Here is a 26185-nt window from a genome sequence, read left to right on the forward strand (position 1 = left end):
TACGGTCAGATAGCTTGATAAGGTTTCAGGTAAGTCACCGAAAATTGCGCATCAGGGAAGTCGAGCTTCAAACGCGGCAAAACGAATCCGCCACACGAACGGCAAGTGTCCAACACAGTGAAAACCTTGATATGCGTCAGTTTGGTGGACGCCATGTCTTCCTTCAAGACAGTCGCAATCAACCGTTCCGAATCAAGATAACGGCCGAATGATCTGACGACCAAATGATCGACGTCTCTGATGACCGGCAGGCTGGTAAACCCCGGATCCGGCTGACGCCCAGCCATACGAGCGCGTGCATCCCGGTAAATCACGCCATCGATGACTCGCTCGGTGCTTTCAGTGACATCGAGTTGCAGCTTCAGATCTTTGGCTTTGTTACCACCAGACAGCGCGTAATACACAATCCGCTCACCGGACTCGGTATAGGCCTGCAAGAATGAAAGGTTTGCCCCGCGGACTTGTTTCATTATGCGTTTGGGTGCCTGGGGCGTCACGATGCTTTCCAGGGTCAGCTTCTCCCATTTGATGGGAGAGCCCTGCGTCGGCAGCAGTTGATTGAGTACTTCCACGATGTGCTGCTGATCCGGCAGGCTTCTCAGAGTAATCTTCTTGAAGTCTGGAATACTGTTTCTGGCCAGCGTCACGAACTTTTTCTGAATCTCTTCGCCGGACATGATATTGGCGGCAAACTTCAGAAGGTCATTGGGTTTTTGATTGGCAGTGCACCACTGCACGTAGTCGTCATAATGAGTGACGGGCTCCCCCCAGGACACGTGCCAATCAGCCCGCGCGGAATCATCCAGCAAATCAAAAAGCAGCCGGGCAATATTTTCCTGGTCCTGCTCGGCTCCTGGAAACTCGCGAACCAACCGATACTGCTCGGATACCCGGATGTATTCATTGATTTCAGCCGCCTCGGTAACGCGAGAAAACTTCAGATCAGGCGCCTCATCCATAGAAATGGGTGCCTTGTAGAACAGCCCGGTGTCTGGCTCGATGAAAATCCAGTTCTCCCCGTCCATTTCCAGCCGGATACCGCGAAGAGCTCGAGCATCAGCGATGTCTGAAGCAATGGGGCCGATCTTGATGACAGGTATATGCGCGTATATCCACAGCGCATCATCCATCGGGAAGTTTTCCGGCAGGCCAAGTAGCCCTGCCCTTGCCAGTGCGCCGCGAAGCTGGGGCAGATAGACCGGCGTTTCAGGCAACGCAAGCAGTGCCCGTTCGGCCTCGGAAAGCGGCACGACCTGTTTCACGGCAGCCGACGTGGAGGCCACTGGCTCAACAGAATCGGCCCATTTACAGAACTTGCCCTCGTTGACGAATACATCAATGCTACTCGCCGCAGAGTCGGCCCCCAAAGACAGCCTGTCCAGCCCGAACTCACGGGCATCCATGGCATTGCTCGGGTATTTGCCAGTACGTTTCGGGGACGTCGAGCCATCCATTATCGGCTCCGGCGCGGGTGTTGCCAGCTTTACACCATTGGTGCAGGGGATTTCTATCAGGTTGCGCCGAACCCGGCAGAGTCTCTCTGTTTCCTGCAGTTGCGTTGAACGCAGAGATAACTTTTCAACAGCGAGCTTGCGCAATGCTGCGTCAGGCGTGTTGGCGTCGATGTGGTAGATCTGATCATCGACCAGAATATCGAATACGCCCCCTTCCCGCTCGATAGCCCGGACATTGCAGCGTTCCACAATGCGCACCTCGCAGGCAGTGCCGTACTCGACCTCCGTTACCGGCGCGATGGACGGGTAGTGTTCAGGGCTTATGCGCTCCTGCGCTGAAAAAACCGAAAACTCCATTCGTTCGCTCTGTGCCACCTGCGTCAGCTTTTTACCAAATGCCGCGCCTGACCGTGGATCAGACAGCCTGAAATCCGGTTGCTCCAGAGTGCCTACGTCGCGCACCACTACGTCGGCTCTGCCATCGACCATTACAACCTTGCTCGCAGGCTCGGCAGTTATCGGCAACTGCATGTCTTCGGCGAGCCGATACATTCCCTTGTCCAGGCCGAAAGTGGCGTCAAGCACAGCCTGCGATGAAAACACGCTGCTCAGCGACGGCACGTCTTCCAACAATGCGGCCCAGCCTCGGACACCCATTTTCAGTCCCAGCCTGCCTATATCGCGCAAGGCGAATACAGCACTGGACTTCGCCAGCCCAGCGATCAACTTGCCGACCGCCTGGCCAGTGAGTCTGGCAACTGACTCGACGCTCATTTCGCCCGCTCGCAGAACGATGCGCGCGGTTGAACTGACGAACTGCCCCAAAGGAAGCAACACGAAGGCAACATCCATTACACAGCCAACTATCGCACCGCCCGACCGATCACCGGATGCAAGGTCCTTGATACAGCCGTAAAACGGAATGATCAGACGTGCAGCGATATCGGCGTATTCACGTTCCTTCGCCCAGACCTGCTCCCATTGAGTCTCGTGCAGGTGTTCAGCTTTACTGCGCTCGAGAAAGTCGCCGAGCAAATGCTCTGCCGCCTTGCTTGCCAGGACGTCCAGGCCGCTTTGCTGATCGGTATCAGCAAAGTAGACCAGCGTTGCAGAAGGAATCAGTGTCCCTTGTTGTGGCTGGTGCAAGGCTGCCGAGGAACGTGATACGGCCCCAAGCAGATAAGCATCGCTGTCCATTGGCCATAGCGGGGTAACTCTGGCTTTTTCAATGCGTCGCTGGTGAGCCTCCTTGCGGCTGAGCGCTTCTGTGATCGGAATAGTGCCGGACCACGTAACGCCCTCTACCGCGTACCTGAACGCCTGACGAACTTCTCCTGCGACGCCCGCTGCCGGGATCAACTCGAAAAAGCGTTCGCCCACCGAGTGGCCCTCAAAATCGCTGCGGTGATCGCCCGCCTGGCACCGGATGAAAAGCCCCTGCGTTCCTTCCTGAGCGCCGAATCGGACCCTGCTCAGCTCGCAGGTGGAATCAAGCAGGGTCTTTTGGTCAATCACCTGCATTTCGGACAATTGGCGCCGGATGACGCTGGCCTCGGCACGGACCAGTGCGCGCTGAAATGCATCGAATGCAGTGGCGTAGGCTTCCGGGACCGTGGGCTGTCCCTGAATGTACACCTCACCCATCATCACCAGCTCGACCACTGACGCCTGCGGTCGCCCGGCTGCCAGCAGACGGTCAATGGAGTAAGACGAGGCGACCGTGAACCCATGTGCCTGCAATATCGGCCAGTGGTCGATATGAATGCTCTGCTCCCAAAGCCAATGATCGACACCTGCCGCTTTCAGCATCTGCTGCGCCAGGCCTTTCCGGTCCGCTGGCTTTATTCCCAGCAAACTGTTCAGTTCCTGAGCATGAAGGCTCTGCTGAGCATCCAGATAAGCAAGCGCCTGACTGATCTGCGCGGCGCTGGCTTGATGGACATCATCATTATTTTTCCATTCAATAGCGCCGTGCGCAGTGGCGTAACGCAGGGCCGGGATAATCAGCGTTTTCGCCCACAGCGCATGAATATCGACATCGCTGGATTGAGCCAGATCCGCGCTGACCTTGATCAGCGTGTCGTATGGCGTGATCTGTGACAGGCCCGGCGACAACGCTTCAACCAGTGCAACGCCATGAATGAAGGCGACGCTCTGCAAAGAACGTCCATATTGAAGGTGGTCGGGCACGCCCTCGACCAGAAGCTCGGGCATCGCTTCACGCAAAAACAGGTGACACATTATGTCCAGAGTGCTCGGCAGGGCTTGAGGAAAGTGAGCGCGAACAAGCTTGCGCACCTTGTCATGAATCTGCACATGGCTGTGTTCACAGACCCAGCGGCGACGCAGGGCCTTTTCAAGTGGCTCGCCATCAAGTTGCACGGCTGCTGCAACGTGATCGGCGATCACACGGCCGGCAAGTGCCTGGGTAACGAGGGGCGAGGTATGTTCGCCCGATCGTCCACCGAACCAATCCATGTAACTCAACAGCGGCTTGAAGACAGATTTGAACTGCGCGGTCTGGCACAGCGCATGCCAGGTCGCGTGCGGGCTAAAGCGCAGAAAGCTGCCTTGCGACTCAGGCTCGCACAGCAGCGCCATACCCGAACGCTGCAGCAGATACCCCACATCGCGGACAGTGCTCCAGGTGTCCAGGCGCGGAACCTTTGCATCAAGGCTTTTGGCATTGGGCAACGACTCGTCCAGCGCCACGCTCGCATGCAGCACCGGCATCAGCACTATGGCTGCGAGCGCAATCAGCGACTCGAAGGATAATCTGGAGTGCTCGGCACCAAGGCTGATTGCCAGAGAAAGCGCGCGCATACCCGGCGCGGCGGTTGCATCCTCAATAGCCGTATTCAGCCAGCGTGCGCCATCCGGATTGACAAGATGGATGGCCATCCTGCGCAGGTATTCGGCCCGGCTGGCAAGCGCCATGGCGGTCGAGGGGTCGACGTGCAGATTACTGTCGGGCCAGTGGCTGACCGGGATCGCTGCCAACTGGTGCGCAATTGCAATCTGGCGCTCAGGTGCAGCCAGTTGCTGGTTGAGCGAATTCGCAAGCGCCTTGTCGTGGTACTCGCCAACGGGGGTCAGCCCGACCAGAGCCTGGCAGAAAATGCCCAGGTCAGAGCGCTGATGGGCGGAGGGTGCAGGAGGCGCAACAGCCGTGTGGACGTTTGATTGGAGCGGAGTTGAAGTCATCGGGTGGATTTCCAGTAGTGATTTGCATTTTCATGCGACTGGAAAAACTAAATAGACTATTGCCCGGCACCGATAGACGACGAGCTGTATGGATGACGCAGGAAAAGCCGCCGCGGGTCGTAGGCTGCGCTGTGACGCGCAGCGTCGAGAAAGGCGTCCCGACCACGGAGCATCGGTGCGAGAGTCAGACCCTCTCGTTCCGCACGCCCCTGCACCAGCGGTATCAGGCCCCCGGAACGAAGTGCTTCTGCGCCGTGCCGCGCGCGATCAGACGCGACAGGTAATCCAGCTTCTGTGCATCCTGATCGACAAAGCGGAAGGTCACTTGCAGCCATTCGCTGTCAGGCTTCTGCTCGAACGCAGCAACCGAGTGCAGGTAGCCGTTCAGACGTGCAACTTCGTTGCTTTCGCCCTGCTCAAGGTCCAGTACCGCGCTCTCGAGTACCTGCGGCAGCTTTTCGCTGACGCGCACCACCAGCGTGGCGTCTTTCAGGCTCAGGGCCTTGATCACGCAAGGCTGAGTACCGTTGGGCAGGCGCAACTGACCCTGACCACGACCGGTAGGCTCTGCCGAGCGGACTGCTGCGACTGGCGGTGCTTTAGGGATACTGGCAGGCGCTGCAGCAGACGTGGCGCGAACCACCTCGGCCTTGCCGCCTGTCAGTGCACTGAGCGAGTCGTTGAGCGGCGAATTCATGCGCGCCGGGGCCGTGGACATGACCGCGTCCAGCTTGCCGACCTTGGCCAGCGCTTTCTTGACCTTGCTCAGCAACTGCTCGTTGGTGAATGGCTTGCCGACAAAGTCGGTGACGCCGGCCTGGATCGCCTGCACGACGTTTTCCTTGTCGCCACGGCTGGTCACCATGATGAACGGAACGGTTTTCAGGTAATTGTCTTGCTCGCGGCACCATGTCAACAACTCAAGGCCGGACATCTCGGGCATTTCCCAGTCGCACAGAATCAGATCGAACGACTCTTTGCTCAGCAATGCCTGAGCCTTGCGACCGTTGACCGCGTCCTCGGTATGAATCCCGGGAAAATAATTGCGCAGCCCTTTCTTGACCAAGTCGCGAATGAAAGTCGCGTCATCCACCACCAATACACTGACCTTACTCATCGACGCTCCTGCGGGCGTGTTCACCTGGAGGCGAACTGCGGTATGCCAACACGCCCTTTGTTTCGGCAAGCATAGCGTTGACCGATGGCCAACAGCCATATTGATTGACTACGCCGCGACATTTAATCCGCAGGCGACGGAAAATTGCGCTGCACAACGAAAAACGCCCAGCGCGTGCCGGGCGTTTTTCTCGCAGGCAATCTTACTTATCGTCAGCGTTGCCCGGAACATTAGCGGTTTCGCTCGAGATACCCTGCACTTCTTCCTTCATGCGCTTGAGGCCCATGTGCCGCACGTCGGTCCCGCGCACCAGATAGATCACCAGCTCAGAGATATTGCGTGCGTGGTCGCCGATGCGCTCCAGCGAGCGCAGCACCCAGATGACGTCCAGTACCCGGGAGATCGAGCGTGGGTCTTCCATCATGTAGGTCGCCAGCTCACGCAGAGCGGTCTTGTACTCGCGGTCGATGATCTTGTCGTACTGCGCGACCGACAGGGCCAGCTCGGCGTCGAAGCGCGCGAACGAGTCCAGCGCGTCACGCACCATGTTGCGCACCTGATCGCCGATATGCCGCACCTCGACGTAACCGCGCGGTGCCTCGCCCTCATCGCAGAGCTTGATGGCACGGCGGGCGATCTTGGTGGCTTCATCACCAATGCGCTCCAGGTCGATCACCGACTTGGAAATGCTGATGATCAGGCGCAGATCGGACGCCGCAGGCTGACGACGAGCCAGAATGCGCAGGCATTCTTCGTCGATGCTGCGCTCCATCTGATTGATCCGGTCGTCGACTTCACGAACACGCTGGGCAAGACCGGAGTCGGCCTCGATCAATGCCGTGACCGAATCGTTGACCTGTTTCTCGACCAGGCCACCCATTTCGAGCAAATGGCTGCGAACGTCTTCGAGTTCAGCGTTGAACTGTTGGGAAATGTGATGCGTATGGCTGTCTTTGTGGATCATGCTGGGTGTCCTTGGAACGTCCGGTTAATTGCGAAAACACAGCGGTGGTTCAGGGCTGACGAAGCACGTCCTAGCCGTAACGACCGGTGATGTAGTCTTCAGTCTGCTTTTTTGCCGGGTTGGTGAACAACGTATCCGTGTCACCGAACTCGACGAGTTTGCCCATGTACATAAACGCGGTGTAATCCGACACCCGAGCCGCCTGCTGCATGTTGTGGGTAACGATCACAATGGTGTATTTGGATTTCAGTTCGTAGATCAGTTCTTCGACTTTAAGGGTCGAAATCGGATCGAGTGCCGAACAGGGTTCGTCGAGCAGCAGGACTTCCGGCTCCACGGCGATCGTTCGGGCAATCACCAGACGCTGTTGCTGACCACCGGACAAACCCAGGGCCGACTCATGCAGCCGGTCCTTGACTTCATCCCACAGCGCCGCAGCCTTCAAAGCCCACGCGACAGCTTCATCGAGTACGCGTTTTTTGTTGATCCCCTGAATGCGCAGCCCATAGACCACGTTTTCATAGATCGTCTTGGGAAACGGGTTCGGCTTCTGGAACACCATGCCGACGCGCCGACGCAATTCAGCGACTTCCTCACCCTTGGTATAGATGTTGTGCCCGTACAGGTTGATGGCGCCTTCGACGCGGCAGCCATCGACCAGATCGTTCATGCGATTGAAACTGCGCAGCAACGTCGACTTGCCGCAGCCGGACGGACCGATGAACGAGGTCACCTTCTGTTTGGGGATATTCAGGGCGATGTCGAACAACGCCTGCTTGTCGCCATAGAACAGACTCAGCCCCGGCACTTCGATGGCCACCGTCTCCTCGGCCAGGTCCAGGACTTGTTTGCGACGTCGCAGGGCCGGTATGTTCATGCCGTGAGTCGGTCTTTCATGCTGCATGGATTGCTCCTGTGCGAACCATTCGTTGCATCGAACTGCCCTGCTTGCCCGCAGGCGTCGTAAGGATCAATTGTCGAGCGCCTTGTACTTTTCCCGCAAATGATTACGAATGCTGACCGCCGACAGGTTGAGCAAGGCGATGACCAGCACCAGCAACAGCGCGGTGGCATAAACCAGCGGTCGTGCCGCCTCGACATTGGGGCTCTGGAACCCTACGTCGTAAATATGGAAACCCAGGTGCATGATTTTCTGATTGAGGTGAAGGTAAGGATAGTTGCCATCCACGGGTAATGACGGGGCCAGTTTGACCACACCCACCAGCATCAACGGCGCCACCTCACCGGCTGCGCGGGCGACCGCCAGAATCAGACCGGTCATCATCGCCGGGCTGGCCATTGGCAGCACAATCTTCCACAGCGTCTCGGCCTTGGTGGCACCCAGTGCCAGCGAGCCCTCGCGCAGGGTCAGCGGAATGCGCGCCAGCCCTTCCTCAGTGGCTACGATCACCACCGGAACCGCCAGCAGCGCCAGCGTCAACGAGGCCCATAACAGGCCAGGCGTGCCGCACGTCGGGGCCGGCAGCGCTTCGGGAAAGAACAGACGATCCACCGAGCCGCCCAGCACGTAAACGAAAAACCCGAGGCCGAACACGCCGTACACAATCGCCGGTACACCGGCCAGGTTATTCACGGCGATGCGGATCAGGCGGGTCACCAGGCCCTGACGCGCGTACTCACGCAGATAAACCGCCGCCAGCACACCGAACGGCGTCACGATCACTGCCATGATCAGCGTCATCATCACCGTGCCGAAGATGGCCGGGAAGATACCGCCCTCGGTATTGGCCTCACGCGGGTCGTCGCTGAGAAACTCCCACAGCTTCTGGAAATAGAAACCCAGCTTGGTGAACGTGCCCATCGCATTGGGCTGATAGGCATGCACCACCTTGCCCAGGCTGATTTCGATTGTTTTGCCGTCGGCATCGCGGGCCGTCAGGCTGTCACGGTCAAAGGCCTGATGCAGCGTTTCAAGACGGCCCTCGATGACCTTGTAGCGCGCGTCCAGCTCGGCACGCTCTGCCGCCATGTCGGCTTGCGCAGCGGCATCCAGCTTGCCGGCCAGCTCCAGCTTGCGGGCCTGCAGACGCAAGCGCTCAATGCCATGATTGATCGCGCCGATGTCTTTCTTTTCCAGGCTGTAGAGCTCGTCAGCGAGCGTTTCGATGCGTTTGATGCGTTCTTGCAGGGTTGGCCAGGCCGCCTCGCCTTCGGCCACGACTCTGCCACCTTCCTTGACGTTGACCAGATAGCCGTAGAAATTACCCCACTCGCGGCGCTCCAGCGTCATCAGCTCTGCGGGGCTGCTTTGCCCGCTCAGCCACTCGCCGACTACCCAGGTGAAATCGCTGGGGTTCAGGTCACGGTTGCCAACCTTGAACAGCTCACGGGTCATGAACTCTGGCCCCTGATCAGGCACCGGCAGACCAGCGCTTTTCAGGCGCGCACGCGGCACCTGCTCCTGCTCGACCAATTCACCGACCAGAACATGCGCCGGCTGATCGGGCACCGCGTACTGCGCGACCACCAGGTCAGCAGGCCAAAAGTGTCCCAGCCCGCGCACGGCGATCACCGCCAGCAGCCCGATGGTCATGATCACCGCGATGGAAACGGCGCCCGCACTCATCCAGACGCCAGGCGCGCCGCTTTTGAACCAGCTTTTGAGTGAGTTCCGTTTCAACAACGTCTACCTTCCTACAGCAACGAATATTGCTTGCGCAGGCGCTGACGAATCAGCTCTGCGAGGGTGTTCATCACAAAGGTGAAGATCAGCAGCACCAACGCGGCCAGAAACAGCACCCGATAATGACTGCCACCGACTTCAGACTCGGGCATTTCCACCGCAACGTTGGCCGCCAGGGTGCGCATGCCTTCAAACAGGTTCATGTCCATGATCGGCGTGTTGCCCGTGGCCATCAGCACAATCATGGTTTCACCCACCGCGCGGCCCATACCGATCATCAACGCCGAAAAAATGCCCGGGCTGGCGGTCAGGATGACGACCCGCGTCAGGGTCTGCCAAGGTGTTGCGCCCAGTGCCAGCGAGCCGAGGGTCAGGCTGCGTGGCACGCTGAACACGGCGTCTTCGGCAATCGAATAAATGTTGGGGATCACCGCAAAGCCCATCGCAATGCCGACCACCAGCGCGTTGCGCTGATCGTAGGTAATGCCCAATTCGTCCCGGATCCACGTGCTCATGTCGCCACCGAAGAACCAGTTCTCCAGGTGCGGGCTCATGCTCAGGGAAAACCAGCCTACCAACAGCACGACAGGAATCAGAATCGCGCCTTCCCAGCCATCGGGCACGCGCAGGCGAATCGAATCAGGCAGACGGGTCCAGAAAAAGCCTGCCAGCAGAATACCGATCGGCGTGAGCAGCAACAGGCTGAAGATGCCGGGCAGGTGCGCTTCCAGGTACGGCGCAAGAAACAGTCCGGCAAAGAAGCCGAGAATCACCGTCGGCATCGCTTCCATCAATTCGATCACCGGCTTGACCTTGCGGCGCATGCCCGGTGCCATGAAATAGGCGGTGTAGATAGCTGCAGCAACGGCCAGCGGCGCGGCCAGCAGCATGGCGTAGAACGCCGCCTTGAGCGTGCCATAGGTCAGCGGTGCGAGGCTCAGCTTGGGCTCGAAGTCGGAATTGGAAGCCGTGGATTGCCAGACGTACTTGGGCTCGTCGTAGTTCTCGTACCAGACCTTGCCCCACAGCGAACTCCAGGACACTTCCGGGTGCGGGTTATCCAGCGTGAGGGGCAACAACTTGCCGCCACTTTCAATCAACACCTGATTGGCGCGCGGCGACAGCGTCAGGATGCCGGGGCCATCTGCAACCTTTTCGACCAGCAATGTGCGGTGCGCGGTGCTGTGAAACACCCCCAGCCGGCCCGACTCATCAAGGGCGATAAAACCTTTGCGACGCTGCTCGGCCCTGATCTGACGGATCGGCGCTTTGCCCATCTTGAAGTCACGAATCCGCATGAAGCGCTGTTCGCCATCAGTGTCACGGGCCATGAACCACTGGGACATGCTGCCTTTGGAGTTGCCGATGATCAGCGAAATACCGCCGACCAACTGAGCGCTGGCGGTGATTTCGGCGTTGCCGTCTTCCAGCAGCTTGTAACGTCCATTGAGGCTGCGATCACGCAGGCTGAACACATCCGCCTGCGCCCGGCCATTGATAACGTACATCCATTGCTGGCGCGGGTCGATGTAGATGGCTTTGACCTCGGCGGACATCTGCGGCAGTTCGATGCGTGTCTGGTCACGCGTCATTTCGCCGGTCATCATGTTTTCTTTCTGTTCGAGCGACATGACGTGCAGCTGGGTTCCAGTAGAGCCCGCCACTTTCAGGCTGTCGCCGTCCGCGCTGACCGTCACATGTTCGACCGCCCGCCCGGCTTCATCCAGCACCAGCGGTGTTTCGCCGTAAGGCCAGGCCACGCTCGGGGTGATGGTTTTCTGGTTGTTCGGGTACGTGGTCAGGTAGGTATGCCTGAAAATCAGCACCTGACCATTGGAAAGGCCCAATGCTATAAGCGGCGCGCCGGGCTGATCCTTGCCGATGGAAGCAACGGACACACCCGCAGGGAGCGGCAAGGCCACCCGATGCAGCTCTGCGCCGCTCTGAACATTGAAAAAGATCACCTCGCCCTTGTCGGAAACACGCATGCCGATCAGGTTCTGCTCTTCGATCGAGATCATCAACGGCTCGCCGGCGCCCTGCATCCACGGCACATCAAGCGCCGGTGCAGAGGTCAGGCTTGCGCCTTTGAACAGCGGCGCAACGACATAGGCCAGATAGAAGAAGATCAGCGTGATGGCGGCCAGCACGGCGAGACCACCAATGGCGACGTACCAGTGAGTGAGCCGATCCTTGAGCGCGCGGACACGACGCTTGCGCTGCATCGCAGGCGTATTGAAGTCGATCCGCTCCGGAGGCGAACTCTGATTCATCGAGGATTTGAACAGCTCATTCATGCGCACACACCGTAGACGCCTTGTATGACAAAAACATTACAGCAAGGTGACGCAGAAAAGCCCGCTGCCCGTGAAGCCGGCGGCGGACTGTCGAACGTGTGTACAGGCCAGTCCATTGCGCCTCGCGGCTACTTGACTGCCAGCCCGCTTGCGCCCTGCAGGCCGAGATCAGTCAGGGTCTTTTCCACTACGCGCGCGGGCAGCGGAATATAACCGTCTTTCATCACCACTTCCTGGCCTTGTCTGGACAGCACCAGTTTGACGAACTCTGCTTCCAGCGGTGCCAGAGGCTGGTTGGGTGCCTTATTCACGTAAACGTAGAGAAAGCGCGACAGCGGATAGGTGCCGTTCAACGTGTTGGCTTCGTTGTCTTCGACAAACTCGCCACCCGCTTTCTTGGCCAGCGGCACGGTCCTGACATTGGACGTTTTATAACCAATGCCCGAGTAACCAATACCGTTCAGCGAGTTGCTGATGGCGCTGACCACCGATGCCGAACCCGGCTGCTCATTGACGTTGGCCTTGAAGTCGCCTTTGCACAGGGCTTCTTCCTTGAAGTAACCGTAAGTGCCTGACACCGAGTTGCGACCAAACAGCTGGATCGGCTTGCCCGCCAGATCGCCCGTCACGCCCACATCACCCCAGGTTTTTGCATCAGCCTTGGCACCGCACAGCCGGGTTACTGAGAAAATCGCGTCCACTTGCTGCAGGGTCAGGCCCTTGATCGGGTTGTCCTTGTGCACGAACACCGCCAGCGCATCGACCGCGACCGGAATCGCAGTAGGTTTGTAACCGTGCTTTTGCTCGAAGGCCGACAGTTCGCCGTCTTTCATCCTGCGGCTCATCGGCCCCAGGTTGGCGGTGCCTTCGGTCAATGCAGGCGGGGCGGTGGAAGAACCCGCCGCCTGAATCTGGATGTTCACGCTCGGGTATTCTTTCTTGTACGCCTCGGCCCACAAGGTCATGAGATTTGCCAGGGTATCGGAACCGACACTGGAGAGATTGCCCGACACACCCGAGGTCTTGGTATAGGCCTTGATGGCTGGGTCGACGGCCGCGAACGTGTGGGTTGCTGCCACTCCAGCGGCAACGAACGTCAGTGCAGTCATCAAACGCTTGAGTGTCATTCCTTGCGCTCCCGGCAGGGTATGTAGGTGTTCACAAGCCTCGTCGGCCCGTCTTGTGAACACTCTATGAATTGATTATGACAATAAGATGAAAAGGCCACCGCCCCTGAGCAGGGGCGACAGCCTTTTAGCGGTAGGGATCAACAAGCAGGTTTTCAGGCGAAGCTGATCAACGCTTCCTGGTCAGCAGGAACACACCGATTGCCATGCCCAGGCCGCAGAGAATCGCGACATACCAGGACGGCCCCATCGGGCTGCTCTTGAGCATGAAGGTCACCACCATCGGCGTCAGACCGCCGAAAATGGCGTACGCCAGGTTGTAGGAAAACGACAGCCCGGAAAAGCGCACCACCGGCGGGAAGGCTTTGACCATGACGTAAGGCACCGCGCCGATGGTGCCGACGAACAGCCCGGTGATTGCATAGAGCGGGAACAGCACCTCCGGGTGGCTGCCGAGGACGTGATAAAACGTCCAGGAACTGACCAGCAGACCGGCACTGCCCAGCAGAAATACCCAGCCTGCACCGAAACGATCCGCCAGCGCACCGGCAGCGATGCAGCCCACACTGAGGAACACGATGGCCAGGCTGTTGGCCTTCAACGCCGTGGCCGCCGGGAAGCCGTAGATAGTCTGCAGGATGGTAGGCGTCATCAGGATCACGACAATGATGCCCGCCGACAGCAACCAGGTCATCAACATCGACAGCGCAACGGCACCGCGATGATCACGCAACACCGCCTTGAGTGGCACTTCTTCTGCCAGAGCCTTACGCAGTTGCAGCTCGGCAAACACCGGGGTCTCGTGTAGCAGGCGACGCAGGTACACCGACATCAGACCGAACACGCCGCCCAGCAGGAAAGGAATCCGCCAGGCGTAGTCCGACACTTCAACCGGTGTATAAATGCTGTTGATCGCCGTGGCAACCAGCGAGCCCAGCAAAATACCGGCAGTCAGGCCAGCCGTCAGTGTGCCGCAGGCATAACCGACGCGACGTGCAGGTACATGCTCGGACACGAACACCCACGCCCCCGGCACTTCGCCGCCAATGGCCGCGCCCTGAATGACCCGCATCACCAGCAGCAGAATGGGTGCCCACATGCCAATCTGCGCATAAGTGGGCAACAGGCCCATGATCAGCGTCGGCACCGCCATCATGAAAATGCTCAGGGTGAACATTTTCTTGCGCCCCAGCAGATCGCCGAAGTGCGCCATGATAATGCAGCCTAGCGGTCTTGCCAGATAACCGGCGGCGAAAATGCCGAAGGTCTGCATCATGCGCAGCCAGTCAGGCATATCGACCGGGAAAAACAGCTTTCCAACCACGGCCGCGAAAAACACGAAGATGATGAAGTCGTAGAACTCCAGGGCACCACCCAGAGCGGACAGCGACAGGGTTTTGTAATCGCTGCGAGTCAACGGCCGCGCAGGCTGCGTGGAACTTGAGGGAACAGATGACATGACAAGGCTTCTCTTTACTTGTTCTTCGAAGGGGGCAAGCGACAGCAACGCTGGCTGCTGCGGGGTGCCGTGCAGAAGCGATAGTCGGGAGCAACGGTGCAGATAGGCACCAAAATTGCGTGTACAGGCAGTCTTGTTACCTGTAGAGGTCCAGCAAGATAGCAAATTGCTTTCAAAAAACACATGTCAAGAACTGCATCAATACAAAATGAAAACCCGACGGTCGTTCTAAGACGCAACGCCCGATATACTCGCAAGCCGTCAACAGCAGTGGGAAGTTGTGCGAAAACGTCTGAATCAGCGGGTTTCGCAGAGTTTCCCTTAGGCCACACCGGTGCTGAACCCCTAACGTTCATGCGCATGGTTTTGAATGGCCCCTGTTAACCGCGGCACACAATAATGAGAGTCATGGGTCAGAGGCACCCTAGGCATGATCGAGCTCGAACAAGAAGATCCAACTCCGCAAGGCGACCTTGCGCTGCAAATTACTGCTCTTCCCCGTGAAACCAACGGCTTCGGCGATATCTTCGGCGGCTGGCTGGTGTCTCAGATGGACCTGGCCGGGACTGCAATGGCCAGCAAAGTGGCCGGCGGTCGCGTGGCGACCGTGGCTATCGATCGCATGGCGTTTCTGGTGCCGGTCGCAGTCGGCGAGCAGCTTTCCTTTTATACGCGCACCCTGGAAGTGGGGCGCACCTCGATCAAGATGATGGTCGAAGTGTGGAGCGATGACCCGGTTACCAGCGAGTGGCGTAAGGTAACAGAGGCTGCGTTCGTGTTCGTGGCCATAGATTCCAGCGGCCGGACACGCTCGGTTCCTGCACGACGGTAAATTGTTGCTCGGCCCAGGTTTGGCTGCACGGTAAACTCATTCTTCGTGAAGCGGTCTATTTTCGTCACGGTCATTGAGTGAGAACCTTGCATGCCAACATCCCCGGTTGAACCCCTCGTCGAATCCGTCCAGTACGATGAACTGAACTGTTGGCGCATTCGCCACGGCGAAGCAGAGCTGCTGGTCGCCCAGCAAGGCGCACACATCCTCAGCTATCAGGTGGCCGGACAACCGCCACTGGTGTGGCTGAACGAAGAAGCGGCGTTCAAGAAAGGCAAAGCGATCCGTGCGGGCATGCCCATCTGCTGGCCGTGGTTCGGCAATCTGGAGCGCAACCCTCAGAGCGTGCAGGCCATGCGCGACAGCAGCGAACCCGCCAAGGCCCACGGAGAAGTCCGCGCACTGGACTGGCAACTGCTCGGTATTGGCGCAGATGGCGATGCACTGCTGGTAGAGTTTGTCCTCCCCGAAGCTGAAGGCCACTTGCCAGGCTGGCCGCACAACGTCGCCCTGAAACTGAGCATTCGCCTGGACCACGCTCTGAACGTCAGTCTGGTCAGCTATAACTGCGGCGCAGAACCGGTCACCTTCAGTCAGGCGTTGCACACCTATTTCGCCGTCAGCGATGTTCGTCAGGTCAGCATCGAAGGACTCGACGGCCTGCGCTACATCGAAACCCTGGCAAACTGGGAAGAACGCGAACAGACCGGCGACCTGACGTTCACCGGCGAAACCGACCGCATCTACCAGGACACACCAGGCGTGCTCAGCATCATTGACCCTGAGTGGCAGCGACGCATCCACATCCGCAGCACCGGCTCGAAATCAGCCATCCTGTGGAACCCGTGGATCGAGAAAACCGGCACATTCACCGACATGGCAGCCGACGGCTGGCAGCGCATGGTCTGCGTCGAAACCGCCAACGTGCTGGACGACGTGGTCACGCTGGCGCCTGACCAGATGCATGTGCTGGGGGTGAGTATCTGGGGTGAGAGTCTCTGATCGAAACCTGATCAGAGATCAGCCATCAAAGGTCCGACTCCACCACCACGCGGACCTTTGATGCATCCATTGCGTAAGCGGCATCGGCCAGATCGTTACTGACTTTCTCGATCTTGAGTGTGCCCTCTACCCACAGCGGTGTGTAGATGTCGTCCAGCTTCAGACCCTTGGGGTAGCGCACCAGCACCAACTGGTTGGGCGGCGGAGGCGGCACGTGGATGCAGGCGCCGGGGTAAGGCACGATAAAGAACAGCGTGCTATGACCTTTGGCGTCGGTTTCGAGGGGTACAGGATAGCCACCCAAGCGAATGGTCTTGCCGTTCATGGCCGGGACGGTCTTGGTGGAATACATCACTGCCGGCAAACCCTTGCTCTGCTTCAAGCCACCTTTGCTGTCGAACGTGCCCATGGCTTCCGGAGAGTTGTGGTCAATCTCGGGCATGGCGTCGAGGGCTTTTTGATCGGACTTGGGCATCAGCTCAAGCCAGTCGGTTTCCGGCAACTGGGCGTGTGCAAGCCCGGAAAGCAGTAAAAGGGTCATCAACAGAAAGCGACGCATGATAAAGCTCGGCAAAAGGGAGAAGAGTTGCCGCGCATTCTAGCCCTCTGCGCCGTACAGAACAGAGGGCTGAACATGAAACGTTATTTCTTTTTGATCATGCCGTAGATAACCAGCAGGATGATTGCACCGACCAGTGCACCGAGGAAACCTGCACCCTCGCCTGCGTGATAGATACCCAACGCCTGGCCACCATAGGTTGCCGCGAGCGAACCGGCGATACCCAGCACAATGGTCATGATCCAGCCCATGCTGTCATCGCCCGGCTTCAGAAAGCGAGCCAACAGACCAACGATCAGGCCGATAAAGATGGTTCCAATGATACCCATGCCATTTCCCTCTGTATTAAGTGAACATGCCTGGGCAATAGCAGCCCCGACTTACTGCTATCTGAGAACAGTAGCAGGGAATGGTTCCGGCAAAATGGCGAGTTTGAGTCGAGGTGGAGAATTCTTCATGAATGGCAGGGCATCTGCATCCTCTCGCGACCCAGAGCGCCACGAACTGCCAAAACCCACGGTCGCCCCCACAAGGTCAACTATCGTGCGACGCTCTGCGTCGCATGCCGTTCTGGACGCTCCGCGTCCTCTTGCGACGCAGAGCATTGGCACAAGCGTTACGGCTTGATCAGCGCTTCGACCAACTTCACCTGGCGATCCAGCGTGGCGTGGTCGGCGCTGCGAACGGTGGCGTGGCCCACTTTGCGGCCAGCCTTGAACGCTTTACCGTAGTGGTGCAGGTGACAGTCCTCGACAGCCATGACCTTGTCCACAGATGGCACTTCGCCGATAAAGTTGAGCATGGCGCTCTCGCCAACCTTGGCCGTCGAGCCCAGTGGCAGACCGGCAACCGCCCGCAGGTGGTTTTCGAACTGGCTGCACTCGGCGCCTTCGGTGGTCCAGTGGCCGGAGTTGTGCACACGCGGTGCAATCTCGTTGGCTTTCAGGCCACCGTCGACCTCGAAGAACTCGAATGCAAGCACGCCGACGTAATCGAGCTGCTTCAACACACGCCCGGCATAGTCTTCTGCCAGTGCCTGCAAGGGGTGATCGGTGCTGGCAATGGACAGGCGCAGAATGCCGCTGTCATGAGTGTTGTGCACCAGCGGGTAAAAACGGGTTTCACCGTCACGCGCACGCACGGCAATCAAGGATACTTCCCCAGTGAACGGCACGAAGCCTTCCAGCAGGCAAGGCACGCTGCCCAGTTCGGCGAACGTACCGACCACATCGGCTGCCGAACGCAGAACCTTCTGGCCCTTGCCGTCATAACCCAGGGTGCGGGTTTTCAGAACAGCGGGCAGACCAATGCTGGCCACGGCGGCATCCAGGTCGGCTTGCGACTGGATATCGGCGAACGCCGGGGTCGGAATGCCCAGATCCTTGAACATGCTTTTTTCAAACCAGCGGTCACGCGCAATGCGCAGCGCTTCGGCACTCGGGTAGACCGGCACGAACTGCGACAGGAACGCGACGGTTTCAGCCGGAACGCTTTCAAATTCGAACGTCACCAGATCGACTTCGTCAGCCAACTGACGCAGATGATCCAGATCGCCATAATCGGCACGCAAATGCTCACCCAACGCAGCTGCGCAAGCATCCGGCGCGGGATCGAGAAAGGCGAAGTTCATGCCCAGCGGCGTCCCTGCCAATGCCAACATGCGACCGAGCTGGCCGCCACCGATTACACCGATCTTCATGGAAAAACCTCAGGCGTGGCGTGGGTCTGGATTGTCCAGGACGCTGTCTGTCTGCTCAGTGCGAAATTTCTTCAGCGCTGCGTGAAATTGCGGGTGCTTGGCGCCGAGAATGCTTGCCGACAGCAGCGCTGCGTTGATCGCACCGGCCTTGCCGATGGCCAGCGTCGCGACCGGAATGCCAGCGGGCATCTGCACGATCGACAGCAGGGAGTCGACACCCGAGAGCATGGAGGACTGCACCGGAACGCCCAATACAGGCAGGTGAGTCTTGGCAGCGCACATACCCGGCAAGTGAGCGGCACCACCGGCACCGGCGATGATCACTTCAATGCCACGGCCTTCGGCTTCGTCGGCGTACTGGAACAGCAGGTCCGGCGTGCGGTGAGCTGACACCACTTTGACTTCAAAAGGAATGCCGAGCTTTTCCAGCATGTCGGCGGTGTGGCTAAGGGTGGACCAATCGGACTTGGAGCCCATGATCACGCCAACCAGTGCGCTCATCGTCGTGCCTCTCATCGGGCGCCCGCAGGCGCGTCTTAAAACAACAAGCCACGCAGGGAACCGGCGTGGCTTGCTGTACGAATAATGACCGACTTAGCCGGCCAAAGGCCGCGCAGTATAGCGCAAAGTTGCCTGTTTAAAGCACCTGCGATCACCTTCTGTCAGCGGCCGGATTCCTGACACTCAACCCATACGCCCTACACCACAAAGGCACTGAAACTACTGCTTGCAGCGCAAAGTGCGCCTGTTATCGCTGATCGGTATCTGCTTGACTGGTGCCGCGACAGTAAAGTCGCCACCTGAATCTGACTATCAAGGATGAGAACGTCACTATGAAAAACGTAAACGTGAAAACCACATTGAAAACATGGCTGTCTCTGGCCGTCTTTTTTTACCTGCCATTTGCAACTGCAAGCGGACCCAATCTGGGGCTGTTCCTGGTTATGCATGATCAGCTCACACAGCAGGAACGCGCCGATCTGAACGAGAGTTACTTGAGCCCGCTGATCGAACAGTTGACTGAGATCACCGGGCGTAGAGTCACCGTGACCTCCATCGCCAACGAACCCGGGATCACTGACTTCGACTATCGCGGGCTGGAAAAGGCCGACCTGATGACCAACCTGTCTTTCATCAGTGAGAAATATGCAGACGCGAAAAACCTGCCGCTCCCGTCAGAGCGGCATAAGTACGTGTTCCTGACATCCAATAAAATCAGCCCGTTGACACATGGGGTTTCGGCAACAAACTACAACGTCGCCATTGCGTCGCTGAAGAACTACAACACCTTGGCACACGAAGTCGGCCACCTGCTTGGCGCCACGCACGAAGCCGCAACCGGTTTCCCGTGCCAGACGACGATGTGGGGAGACTTCACGACCTCGATCATTCCCTGCTACTACTTCAGCGAAGCCAACAAGGCGCTGATTCGTAGTTACGTCGACGGCACACCTGCCGTTAACTGAGAACTCGCCTCGCTGCGCGCCGGCTCGGCGCGCACACCCCGTTGCAATGGGCCGCCGTTCAGTTTTTTACGGCCACGGCTACCGGCATCTGCGACCTCATGAAATGCGTGGATTTGTCCTGCACCATTTTACAGCTGAGGACTACATCGACCGCTGACAATGCTGATTCACCCGACGCCGCGATTGCTATTAATTAGGGACATGACCTGCCTTGGGTCATGAATGCTAATTAACTACTCACGGACGAGTAAAAACATGTTCAAGACAATCGCAAGAACTCTGCTGTTAATCGCTACCTTCACGCTATGCCAGGCCGCACTGGCGGATGACACCTCGAAGCGCCCGCTATTTTTCTTTCTGCTCATTCATGACGACGTAAAGGAAACCAGCGACAAGCGTCTCGTCGAGGACTACTTTGCCTGGCTCATCAAGGACCTGGAAAGCTTCACGGGTCGCCGCGTCCATTTACAGTTCATTCGCAACGTTCCTGACGTGACGGACTTTCAATACAAGAACGAAAACACGGACCAGACCTATGGCGCATGGAGGAGCGAAATCAATCAGTATTTGAAGGAGCAAAACCTGCCGATCAATGGCACCAGCAAATACCTGTTGGTGACCCAAAGCAGGATGAATTCAACCACGGCTGGTTTCGCCACCCTCGGTGGGAATACCGGCATAGCCTCGCTGGAAACGTTTACCGCACCTGCACATGAGCTTGGCCATATGCTCGGCGGTACTCACGAACTCGCAGAGGTCATTTACAAAGGGGGCTGGTGGTGTGAAACCAATCTGGTAGCGACCCGCCAATCCGTACGTGCCAACTGCTACTTCTACAGCGACCAAAACAAGCAAAAAATCGTCGCAAACCTGAGTGAGTACCCCTGAATAAAGCGCGGGCCGCTTGCCAGGAGCGGCCCGCCTTACAATGACTCTGGTGGCGCAGCGCTTTCAAGCTTGCGCCACAGCAGACGCACATTGGCCTTGCGCACCAATGCGCAACGGTACAGACGAATCTCCAGCGGAACGTGCCATTGCGGCCCGCCACACACCACCAATTCACCGCGCGCCAGTTCGGCGCGCACACTCAACTGCGGCACCCAGGCGATGCCCAACCCTTCAAGCGCCATGCTTTTCAGGCTGTCGGCCATCGCTGTCTCGTAAACCGTGGTGAAGCGCAAATTGCGCTGACGCAGCAGCAAATTCACTGAACGCCCGAGAAACGCCCCCGTGCTGTAGGCAAGCAAAGGCACACTGGCCTCGCCTTCCATATCGAACAATGGCCGGCCCTCGGCATCGGCGGCGCAAACCGGCAGCATCTCGGTATGCCCCAAGTGCAGCGAGGGGAAGATTTCAGCATCCATCTGCAACGCAGCATCAGGATCATAGAACGCCAGCATCAAATCGCAGCCGCCTTCACGCAATGCGTGCACCGCGTCACCGACGTTGGTGGCTACCAGACGAGTCGCAATGTTCAACCCTTCGTTACGAAGTTGAGCAATCCAGCGTGGAAAGAAGCCGAGCGCCAGCGAATGCGCAGCGGCAACCTGCATGACCTCGCCCTGCCCGCCTTCCAGATGATGCAGATGCCGCACCACCTCGCCCAGTTGTTCGACCACAGTGCGCGCCGTCACCAGAAACAACTGCCCGGCGGCGGTCAATTCTACAGGCGTGCGTGAACGGTTGACCAAGACCAGCCCCAGCGCGGCCTCAAGGCTGCGGATGCGTCGGCTGAACGCCGGCTGGGTGACGAAACGACGCTCGGCAGCCTGGGAAAAGCTGCGCGTGGCCGCCAGGGCACTGAAATCCTCCAGCCATTTGCTTTCCAGATTCATCAGGTCCTCCCGGACAATGAATGAAGGCCCTCGACAGGCATCCTTTTAACGACGCCTGTGGGACGAACGACAACTCGGCGCAGATACATGAACAATCGCTATTGATCAGCAGACACGGCACGGGCCGGGTGCGACATTTTGCCCTCTTTACGCACCGGATGTAATCCAGGTCACACCTGCATTATGCCGTTATTGCATAGCCCAGCGTTTAACAGCATTGGTCAATCAAGAACGGCAAGCCCACTATTCGTGGCGTTCCGGCATTGTCCGTGCCTTTTTGAGACTTTTTTTATCATGTCCTCGCCTGCATCATCGCGCATCGAAAAAGACCTGCTAGGTGTTCTCGAAGTACCTGCCAACGCTTATTACGGCATCCAGACCCTGCGAGCGGTGAACAACTTTCACCTTTCGGGCGTACCGCTTTCGCACTATCCGAAACTGGTAGTAGCGCTGGCCATGGTCAAGCAGGCGGCAGCCGATGCAAACCATCAGCTTGGGCACCTCAACGATACCAAGCATTCAGCGATCAGCGAGGCGTGCGCCCGGCTGATCCGCGGCGACTTCCATGACCAGTTCGTGGTCGACATGATTCAGGGCGGCGCTGGCACTTCGACCAACATGAATGCCAACGAAGTCATCGCCAACATCGCGCTGGAAACCATGGGTTTCGAGAAGGGCGAATACAAACACCTGCACCCCAACAACGACGTGAACATGGCGCAGTCCACCAACGACGCCTACCCGACCGCGATCCGCCTGGGTCTGCTGCTGGGTCATGACGCCCTTCTCGCCAGCCTTGCCAGCCTGATCCAGGCGTTCGCCGCCAAAGGCGAAGAATTCAACCATGTGCTGAAGATGGGTCGTACCCAGTTGCAGGACGCCGTTCCAATGACTCTGGGCCAGGAATTCCGCGCCTTTGCCACCACGCTGACCGAAGACCTCAACCGTCTGCGCAGCCTGGCACCCGAACTGTTGACCGAAGTCAACCTGGGCGGCACGGCCATCGGTACCGGCATCAACGCCGACCCCGGCTACCAGAAGCTTGCTGTCGACCGTTTGGCGCTGATCAGCGGTCAGCCGCTGGTGCCGGCAGCCGACCTGATCGAAGCGACCTCCGACATGGGCGCGTTCGTACTGTTCTCGGGCATGCTCAAACGCACCGCGGTCAAGCTGTCGAAGATCTGCAACGACCTGCGCCTGTTGTCCAGCGGCCCGCGCACCGGCATCAACGAAATCAACCTGCCGGCGCGCCAGCCAGGCAGCTCTATCATGCCCGGCAAGGTCAACCCGGTAATCCCGGAAGCGGTCAATCAGGTGGCCTTCGAGATCATCGGCAACGACCTGTCGCTGACCATGGCAGCCGAAGGTGGCCAGTTGCAGCTCAACGTCATGGAGCCGCTGATCGCCTACAAGATCTTCGACTCGATCCGCTTGCTGCAGCGCGCCATGGACATGCTGCGCGAACACTGCATCGTCGGCATCACCGCCAACGAACAGCGCTGCCGCGAACTGGTCGAGCACTCGATCGGTCTGGTCACCGCACTGAACCCGTACATCGGGTATGAAAACTCCACCCGTATCGCCCGTATCGCGCTGGAAACCGGCCGTGGCGTACTGGAACTGGTCCGCGAAGAAGGTCTGCTCGACGACGCCATGCTCGACGACATTCTGCGACCGGAAAACATGATCGCTCCACGTCTGGCCCCCTTGAAGGCCTGACAGGGAATGACCTGCGCAACACGCTCACCAGATTGAGGGCCTAGACACCCCTCAATTTTTTGAGGGTCTGGGAGTGATTCTCCAGACCCTTTTTTTTGCCTGCTGCAAAGGGCTCAGATGCTTGACCCAGAGCCTGCGGCGACCTGCTTCCAAGGAGCGATCCGCAGGAGCATTCATTCATCGTCGCGAATGAAGAATCAGCCTCACAAGAAAGCGACTACAGACGTAAAAACTTTGCACCGGTATAGTGCGCCCCCTCAAAAGTAGCGAGGAATAACAAAAATGTTGGAAATGATTAACGACTTTCTCTCCGGTAAGGTACTGATCGTACTTATCGTTGGCCTGGGTAGTTACTTCACGATCCGCTCGCGTTTCGTCCAGTTTCGACACTTTTTCCACATGTTCTCGGTTTTCCGCGACAGTCTGCGCAGCAGCGCCGGCCAGCTGAGTTCGTTTCAGGCCCTGATGCTCAGCCTTGCTGGCCGCGTCGGTGCAGGCAACATTGCAGGCGTCGGCATTGCCGTGACGCTGGGTGGTCCGGGTGCCGTGTTCTGGATGTGGGTCACCGCACTGGTCGGCATGTCCAGCAGCTTCATCGAGTGTTCGCTCGCGCAGCTCTACAAGCGCAAGGACTCCGAAGGCCAGTTCCGCGGCGGTCCGGCGTATTACATCCAGCACGGTCTGGGCAAACGCTGGCTGGGTATGGTCATGGCCGTACTGCTGCTGGTGACCTTCGGCTTTGCCTTCAACGGCCTGCAATCCCACGCCGTGACCGACTCGCTGAAAAGCGCGTTCAACGTCGACACCAAAACCACCGGCATCTGCCTGGTTGTGTTGCTGGGTCTGGCGTTCGTCGGCGGCATCAAGCGCATCGCGGCAATTTCCGACCTGCTGGTCCCGGTCAAGACCCTGATCTACATCGCGGTCACCATCTACGTCATCGTTCTGCAGATCGACCACGTGCCCGGCATGCTGATGACCATCGTCAGAAGCGCCTTCGGCCTTGACCCGGTATTCGGTGGCCTGATCGGCAGCGCGATCGTGATGGGCGTCAAGCGTGGTGTGTTTGCCAACGAAGCCGGTCTGGGCAGTGCGCCCAACGTGGCGGCTGTAGCGCATGTAGAACACCCGGTGGCACAGGGCGTGGTTCAGGCGTTCAGCGTGTTCCTCGACACCTTCGTCATCTGCACCTGCACCGCCTTGCTGATCCTGCTGTCGGGTATCTACGACATCGGTTACGACGGCAACGGTATCGTGCTGGCGCAAAACTCGCTGGCCGCCGTGGTCGGCGACTGGGGCCGGATCTTCATCAGCGTGGCGCTGGCGTTGTTCGTCTTCACCTCGATTCTCTACAACTACTACCTGGGCGAAAACAGCCTGCGTTTCCTGTTCGGCGAGAAGATCCAGACCATCATCATTTACCGTATCGCGGTGCTGGTGCTGATCATGTGGGGCGCTGTCGTCGACCTGAAAGATGTACTGGCCTTCGCCGACATCACCATGACCATGCTGGCGTTCGTCAACCTGATCGCACTGGCGATGCTGTTCAAAGTCGTCAAGCGTATCCTCAACGACTACGATGCGCAGCGTCGGGCAGGCATCAAGACGCCAGTGTTCGACTCCAGCCAGTTCCCTGATCTGGACCTGGACCGTAGCGCCTGGCCGGCCAACCCGAGCCGTCAGTCGACACACGATGCCGAACTGGCGGGCAAGCCTGCGCCTGAAGCCCGATAAACCACGCGACATTACGCCGGAGAAGACCCATGAGTCATGATGCACATCAACCCGCTCAGCGAGTCATGGTTCTTTACACCGGCGGCACCATCGGCATGCAGGCCAGCGCCAACGGCCTGGCTCCTGCCTCGGGGTTTGAAGCGCGGATGGCCGGGCAACTGGCCGACCACCCCGAACTGCGGGTGCCGCAGTGGCGCTTTCGCGAGATGTCGCCGCTGATCGACAGCGCCAACATGACCCCCGCCTACTGGCTGCGCCTGCGTGAGGCGGTGATCGAGGCGGTGGATGTCGAGGGCTGCGACGCGGTGCTGGTGCTGCACGGCACCGACACCCTGGCGTACAGCGCCGCCGCCATGTGCTTCCAGCTGTTGGGTTTCAGCGCGCCAGTGGTGTTCACCGGTTCCATGCTGCCTGCCGGTGTGCAGGACAGCGATGCCTGGGAAAACGTCAACGGTGCCCTGCTTGCGCTGGGTTCCGGCCTGGTGTCGGGCGTTCAGCTGTATTTCCACGGGCAACTGATGACGCCTGTGCGCTGCGCAAAAATTCGCAGCTTCGGTCGTCAACCGTTCGCGCCACTGCAACGCTCGCGCGGCGGTCATGCGGTGGTTTCGCTGCCTGATGCACTGGATTACCGGCGAACCAAGGCGCAAGCCAGGGTCGCTGTATTGCCATTGTTTCCAGGCGTCGGCGCAGCCCAGCTGGACGGGTTGGTCAACAGCCGTATCCAGGGTCTGGTACTCGAATGCTTCGGCAGCGGCACCGGGCCCAGTGATGATCCGCAGTTTCTGGCCAGCCTGGAGAACGCTCGCGCGCAGGGTGTCTGCGTGGTCGCGATCACTCAGTGCCATGAAGGTGGTGTCGAACTGGATGTGTACGAGGCGGGAAGCCGTCTGCGCGGTGCAGGTGTGCTTTCCGGTGGTGGCATGACCCGTGAAGCGGCGCTTGGCAAGTTGCATGCGCTGCTCGGTGCCGGCCTGACCACCGAAGAAGTTCGGCGTCTTGTCGAGCTGGACCTGTGTGGCGAGTTGCGTTAAGCCGCGGTAGCTTTCTTCTGCTGTATCCGAGGCGCTCCG

The 26185-nt window shown here is 58.7% G+C and carries 20 protein-coding genes; 7 read left to right on the forward strand and 13 right to left on the reverse strand.

What is annotated here, in order from left to right:
• Window positions 1–5: 5 nt before the first annotated feature.
• The 8 genes from PSPTO_RS28410 to PSPTO_RS28445 form a co-directional block, all read right to left on the reverse strand.
• Window positions 6–4658, reverse strand: a complete 4653-nt coding sequence (locus PSPTO_RS28410; protein WP_011105522.1) for a deaminase domain-containing protein — start codon at window positions 4656–4658, stop codon at window positions 6–8.
• Window positions 4659–4881: 223 nt separating this feature from the next.
• Window positions 4882–5775 (reverse strand): response regulator, encoded by an 894-nt coding sequence (locus PSPTO_RS28415; protein ID WP_005768363.1) that lies wholly within the window; start codon window positions 5773–5775, stop codon window positions 4882–4884.
• A gap of 202 nt (window positions 5776–5977) precedes the next feature.
• Window positions 5978–6739: a phosphate signaling complex protein PhoU gene (gene phoU, locus PSPTO_RS28420; protein WP_003378397.1), complete on the reverse strand. Its 762-nt coding sequence runs from the start codon at window positions 6737–6739 to the stop codon at window positions 5978–5980.
• Between the two features lie 70 nt (window positions 6740–6809).
• Window positions 6810–7643 (reverse strand): phosphate ABC transporter ATP-binding protein PstB, encoded by an 834-nt coding sequence (gene pstB, locus PSPTO_RS28425; RefSeq protein WP_011105523.1) that lies wholly within the window; start codon window positions 7641–7643, stop codon window positions 6810–6812.
• A gap of 66 nt (window positions 7644–7709) precedes the next feature.
• Window positions 7710–9326 carry a phosphate ABC transporter permease PstA gene (gene pstA, locus PSPTO_RS28430; RefSeq protein WP_193383857.1) on the reverse strand — a complete coding sequence of 539 codons (1617 nt, stop codon included), beginning with the start codon at window positions 9324–9326 and terminating at the stop codon, window positions 7710–7712.
• Window positions 9327–9394: 68 nt separating this feature from the next.
• A complete protein-coding gene (locus PSPTO_RS28435; RefSeq protein WP_005768357.1) occupies window positions 9395–11680 on the reverse strand; it encodes an ABC transporter permease subunit in 2286 nt (761 codons plus the stop codon).
• A 128-nt stretch (window positions 11681–11808) separates the two neighbouring features.
• Window positions 11809–12807: a phosphate ABC transporter substrate-binding protein PstS gene (locus PSPTO_RS28440; protein ID WP_005768354.1), complete on the reverse strand. Its 999-nt coding sequence runs from the start codon at window positions 12805–12807 to the stop codon at window positions 11809–11811.
• Window positions 12808–12976: 169 nt separating this feature from the next.
• On the reverse strand, window positions 12977–14266 hold the full coding sequence (locus PSPTO_RS28445) for an MFS transporter (RefSeq protein WP_057443137.1): 1290 nt from the start codon (window positions 14264–14266) through the stop codon (window positions 12977–12979).
• Between the two features lie 430 nt (window positions 14267–14696).
• On the opposite strand from PSPTO_RS28445, the gene PSPTO_RS28450 reads away from it, so the two are divergent.
• Together PSPTO_RS28450 and PSPTO_RS28455 are read left to right on the forward strand one after the other, a co-directional pair.
• A complete protein-coding gene (locus tag PSPTO_RS28450; RefSeq protein WP_003378389.1) occupies window positions 14697–15098 on the forward strand; it encodes an acyl-CoA thioesterase in 402 nt (133 codons plus the stop codon).
• 90 nt (window positions 15099–15188) lie between these two features.
• Window positions 15189–16100: a D-hexose-6-phosphate mutarotase gene (locus PSPTO_RS28455; RefSeq protein ID WP_011105527.1), complete on the forward strand. Its 912-nt coding sequence runs from the start codon at window positions 15189–15191 to the stop codon at window positions 16098–16100.
• Between the two features lie 25 nt (window positions 16101–16125).
• On the opposite strand, the gene PSPTO_RS28460 is transcribed toward PSPTO_RS28455, so the two are convergent.
• The 4 genes from PSPTO_RS28460 to purE form a co-directional block, all read right to left on the reverse strand.
• On the reverse strand, window positions 16126–16659 hold the full coding sequence (locus tag PSPTO_RS28460; protein WP_005621857.1) for a DUF3299 domain-containing protein: 534 nt from the start codon (window positions 16657–16659) through the stop codon (window positions 16126–16128).
• Between the two features lie 83 nt (window positions 16660–16742).
• Window positions 16743–16988, reverse strand: coding sequence for a GlsB/YeaQ/YmgE family stress response membrane protein (locus tag PSPTO_RS28465; RefSeq protein WP_003378385.1), 246 nt, complete (start codon window positions 16986–16988; stop codon window positions 16743–16745).
• 287 nt (window positions 16989–17275) lie between these two features.
• Window positions 17276–18358 (reverse strand): 5-(carboxyamino)imidazole ribonucleotide synthase, encoded by a 1083-nt coding sequence (locus PSPTO_RS28470; protein WP_011105529.1) that lies wholly within the window; start codon window positions 18356–18358, stop codon window positions 17276–17278.
• Between the two features lie 9 nt (window positions 18359–18367).
• Window positions 18368–18859 (reverse strand): 5-(carboxyamino)imidazole ribonucleotide mutase, encoded by a 492-nt coding sequence (gene purE, locus PSPTO_RS28475; RefSeq protein ID WP_003340324.1) that lies wholly within the window; start codon window positions 18857–18859, stop codon window positions 18368–18370.
• A gap of 347 nt (window positions 18860–19206) precedes the next feature.
• Between purE and PSPTO_RS28480 the strand changes: the two genes are divergently transcribed.
• The gene (locus PSPTO_RS28480; RefSeq protein ID WP_046464028.1) at window positions 19207–19824 is read left to right on the forward strand and encodes a reprolysin-like metallopeptidase; all 618 of its coding nucleotides are present in this window, start codon (window positions 19207–19209) and stop codon (window positions 19822–19824) included.
• 255 nt (window positions 19825–20079) lie between these two features.
• The gene (locus PSPTO_RS28485; protein ID WP_011105533.1) at window positions 20080–20712 is read left to right on the forward strand and encodes a hypothetical protein; all 633 of its coding nucleotides are present in this window, start codon (window positions 20080–20082) and stop codon (window positions 20710–20712) included.
• Between the two features lie 35 nt (window positions 20713–20747).
• Here the strand turns inward: PSPTO_RS28485 and PSPTO_RS28490 are convergent, their stop codons facing one another.
• A complete protein-coding gene (locus tag PSPTO_RS28490) occupies window positions 20748–21659 on the reverse strand; it encodes a LysR substrate-binding domain-containing protein (protein ID WP_005768341.1) in 912 nt (303 codons plus the stop codon).
• A gap of 294 nt (window positions 21660–21953) precedes the next feature.
• Between PSPTO_RS28490 and aspA the strand changes: the two genes are divergently transcribed.
• The 3 genes from aspA to PSPTO_RS28505 all read left to right on the forward strand — a co-directional run bounded on the left by aspA (window position 21954) and on the right by PSPTO_RS28505 (window position 26146).
• Complete coding sequence (gene aspA, locus PSPTO_RS28495; protein ID WP_005739655.1) at window positions 21954–23378, forward strand: aspartate ammonia-lyase; 1425 nt, start codon at window positions 21954–21956, stop codon at window positions 23376–23378.
• A gap of 282 nt (window positions 23379–23660) precedes the next feature.
• Window positions 23661–25112 carry an alanine/glycine:cation symporter family protein gene (locus tag PSPTO_RS28500; RefSeq protein ID WP_007244998.1) on the forward strand — a complete coding sequence of 484 codons (1452 nt, stop codon included), beginning with the start codon at window positions 23661–23663 and terminating at the stop codon, window positions 25110–25112.
• Between the two features lie 29 nt (window positions 25113–25141).
• Complete coding sequence (locus PSPTO_RS28505; protein ID WP_011105534.1) at window positions 25142–26146, forward strand: asparaginase; 1005 nt, start codon at window positions 25142–25144, stop codon at window positions 26144–26146.
• The last annotated feature ends 39 nt before the right edge of the window (window positions 26147–26185 follow it).

It is taken from the genome of Pseudomonas syringae pv. tomato str. DC3000 (assembly GCF_000007805.1).
Lineage (GTDB): Bacteria > Pseudomonadota > Gammaproteobacteria > Pseudomonadales > Pseudomonadaceae > Aquipseudomonas > Aquipseudomonas avellanae.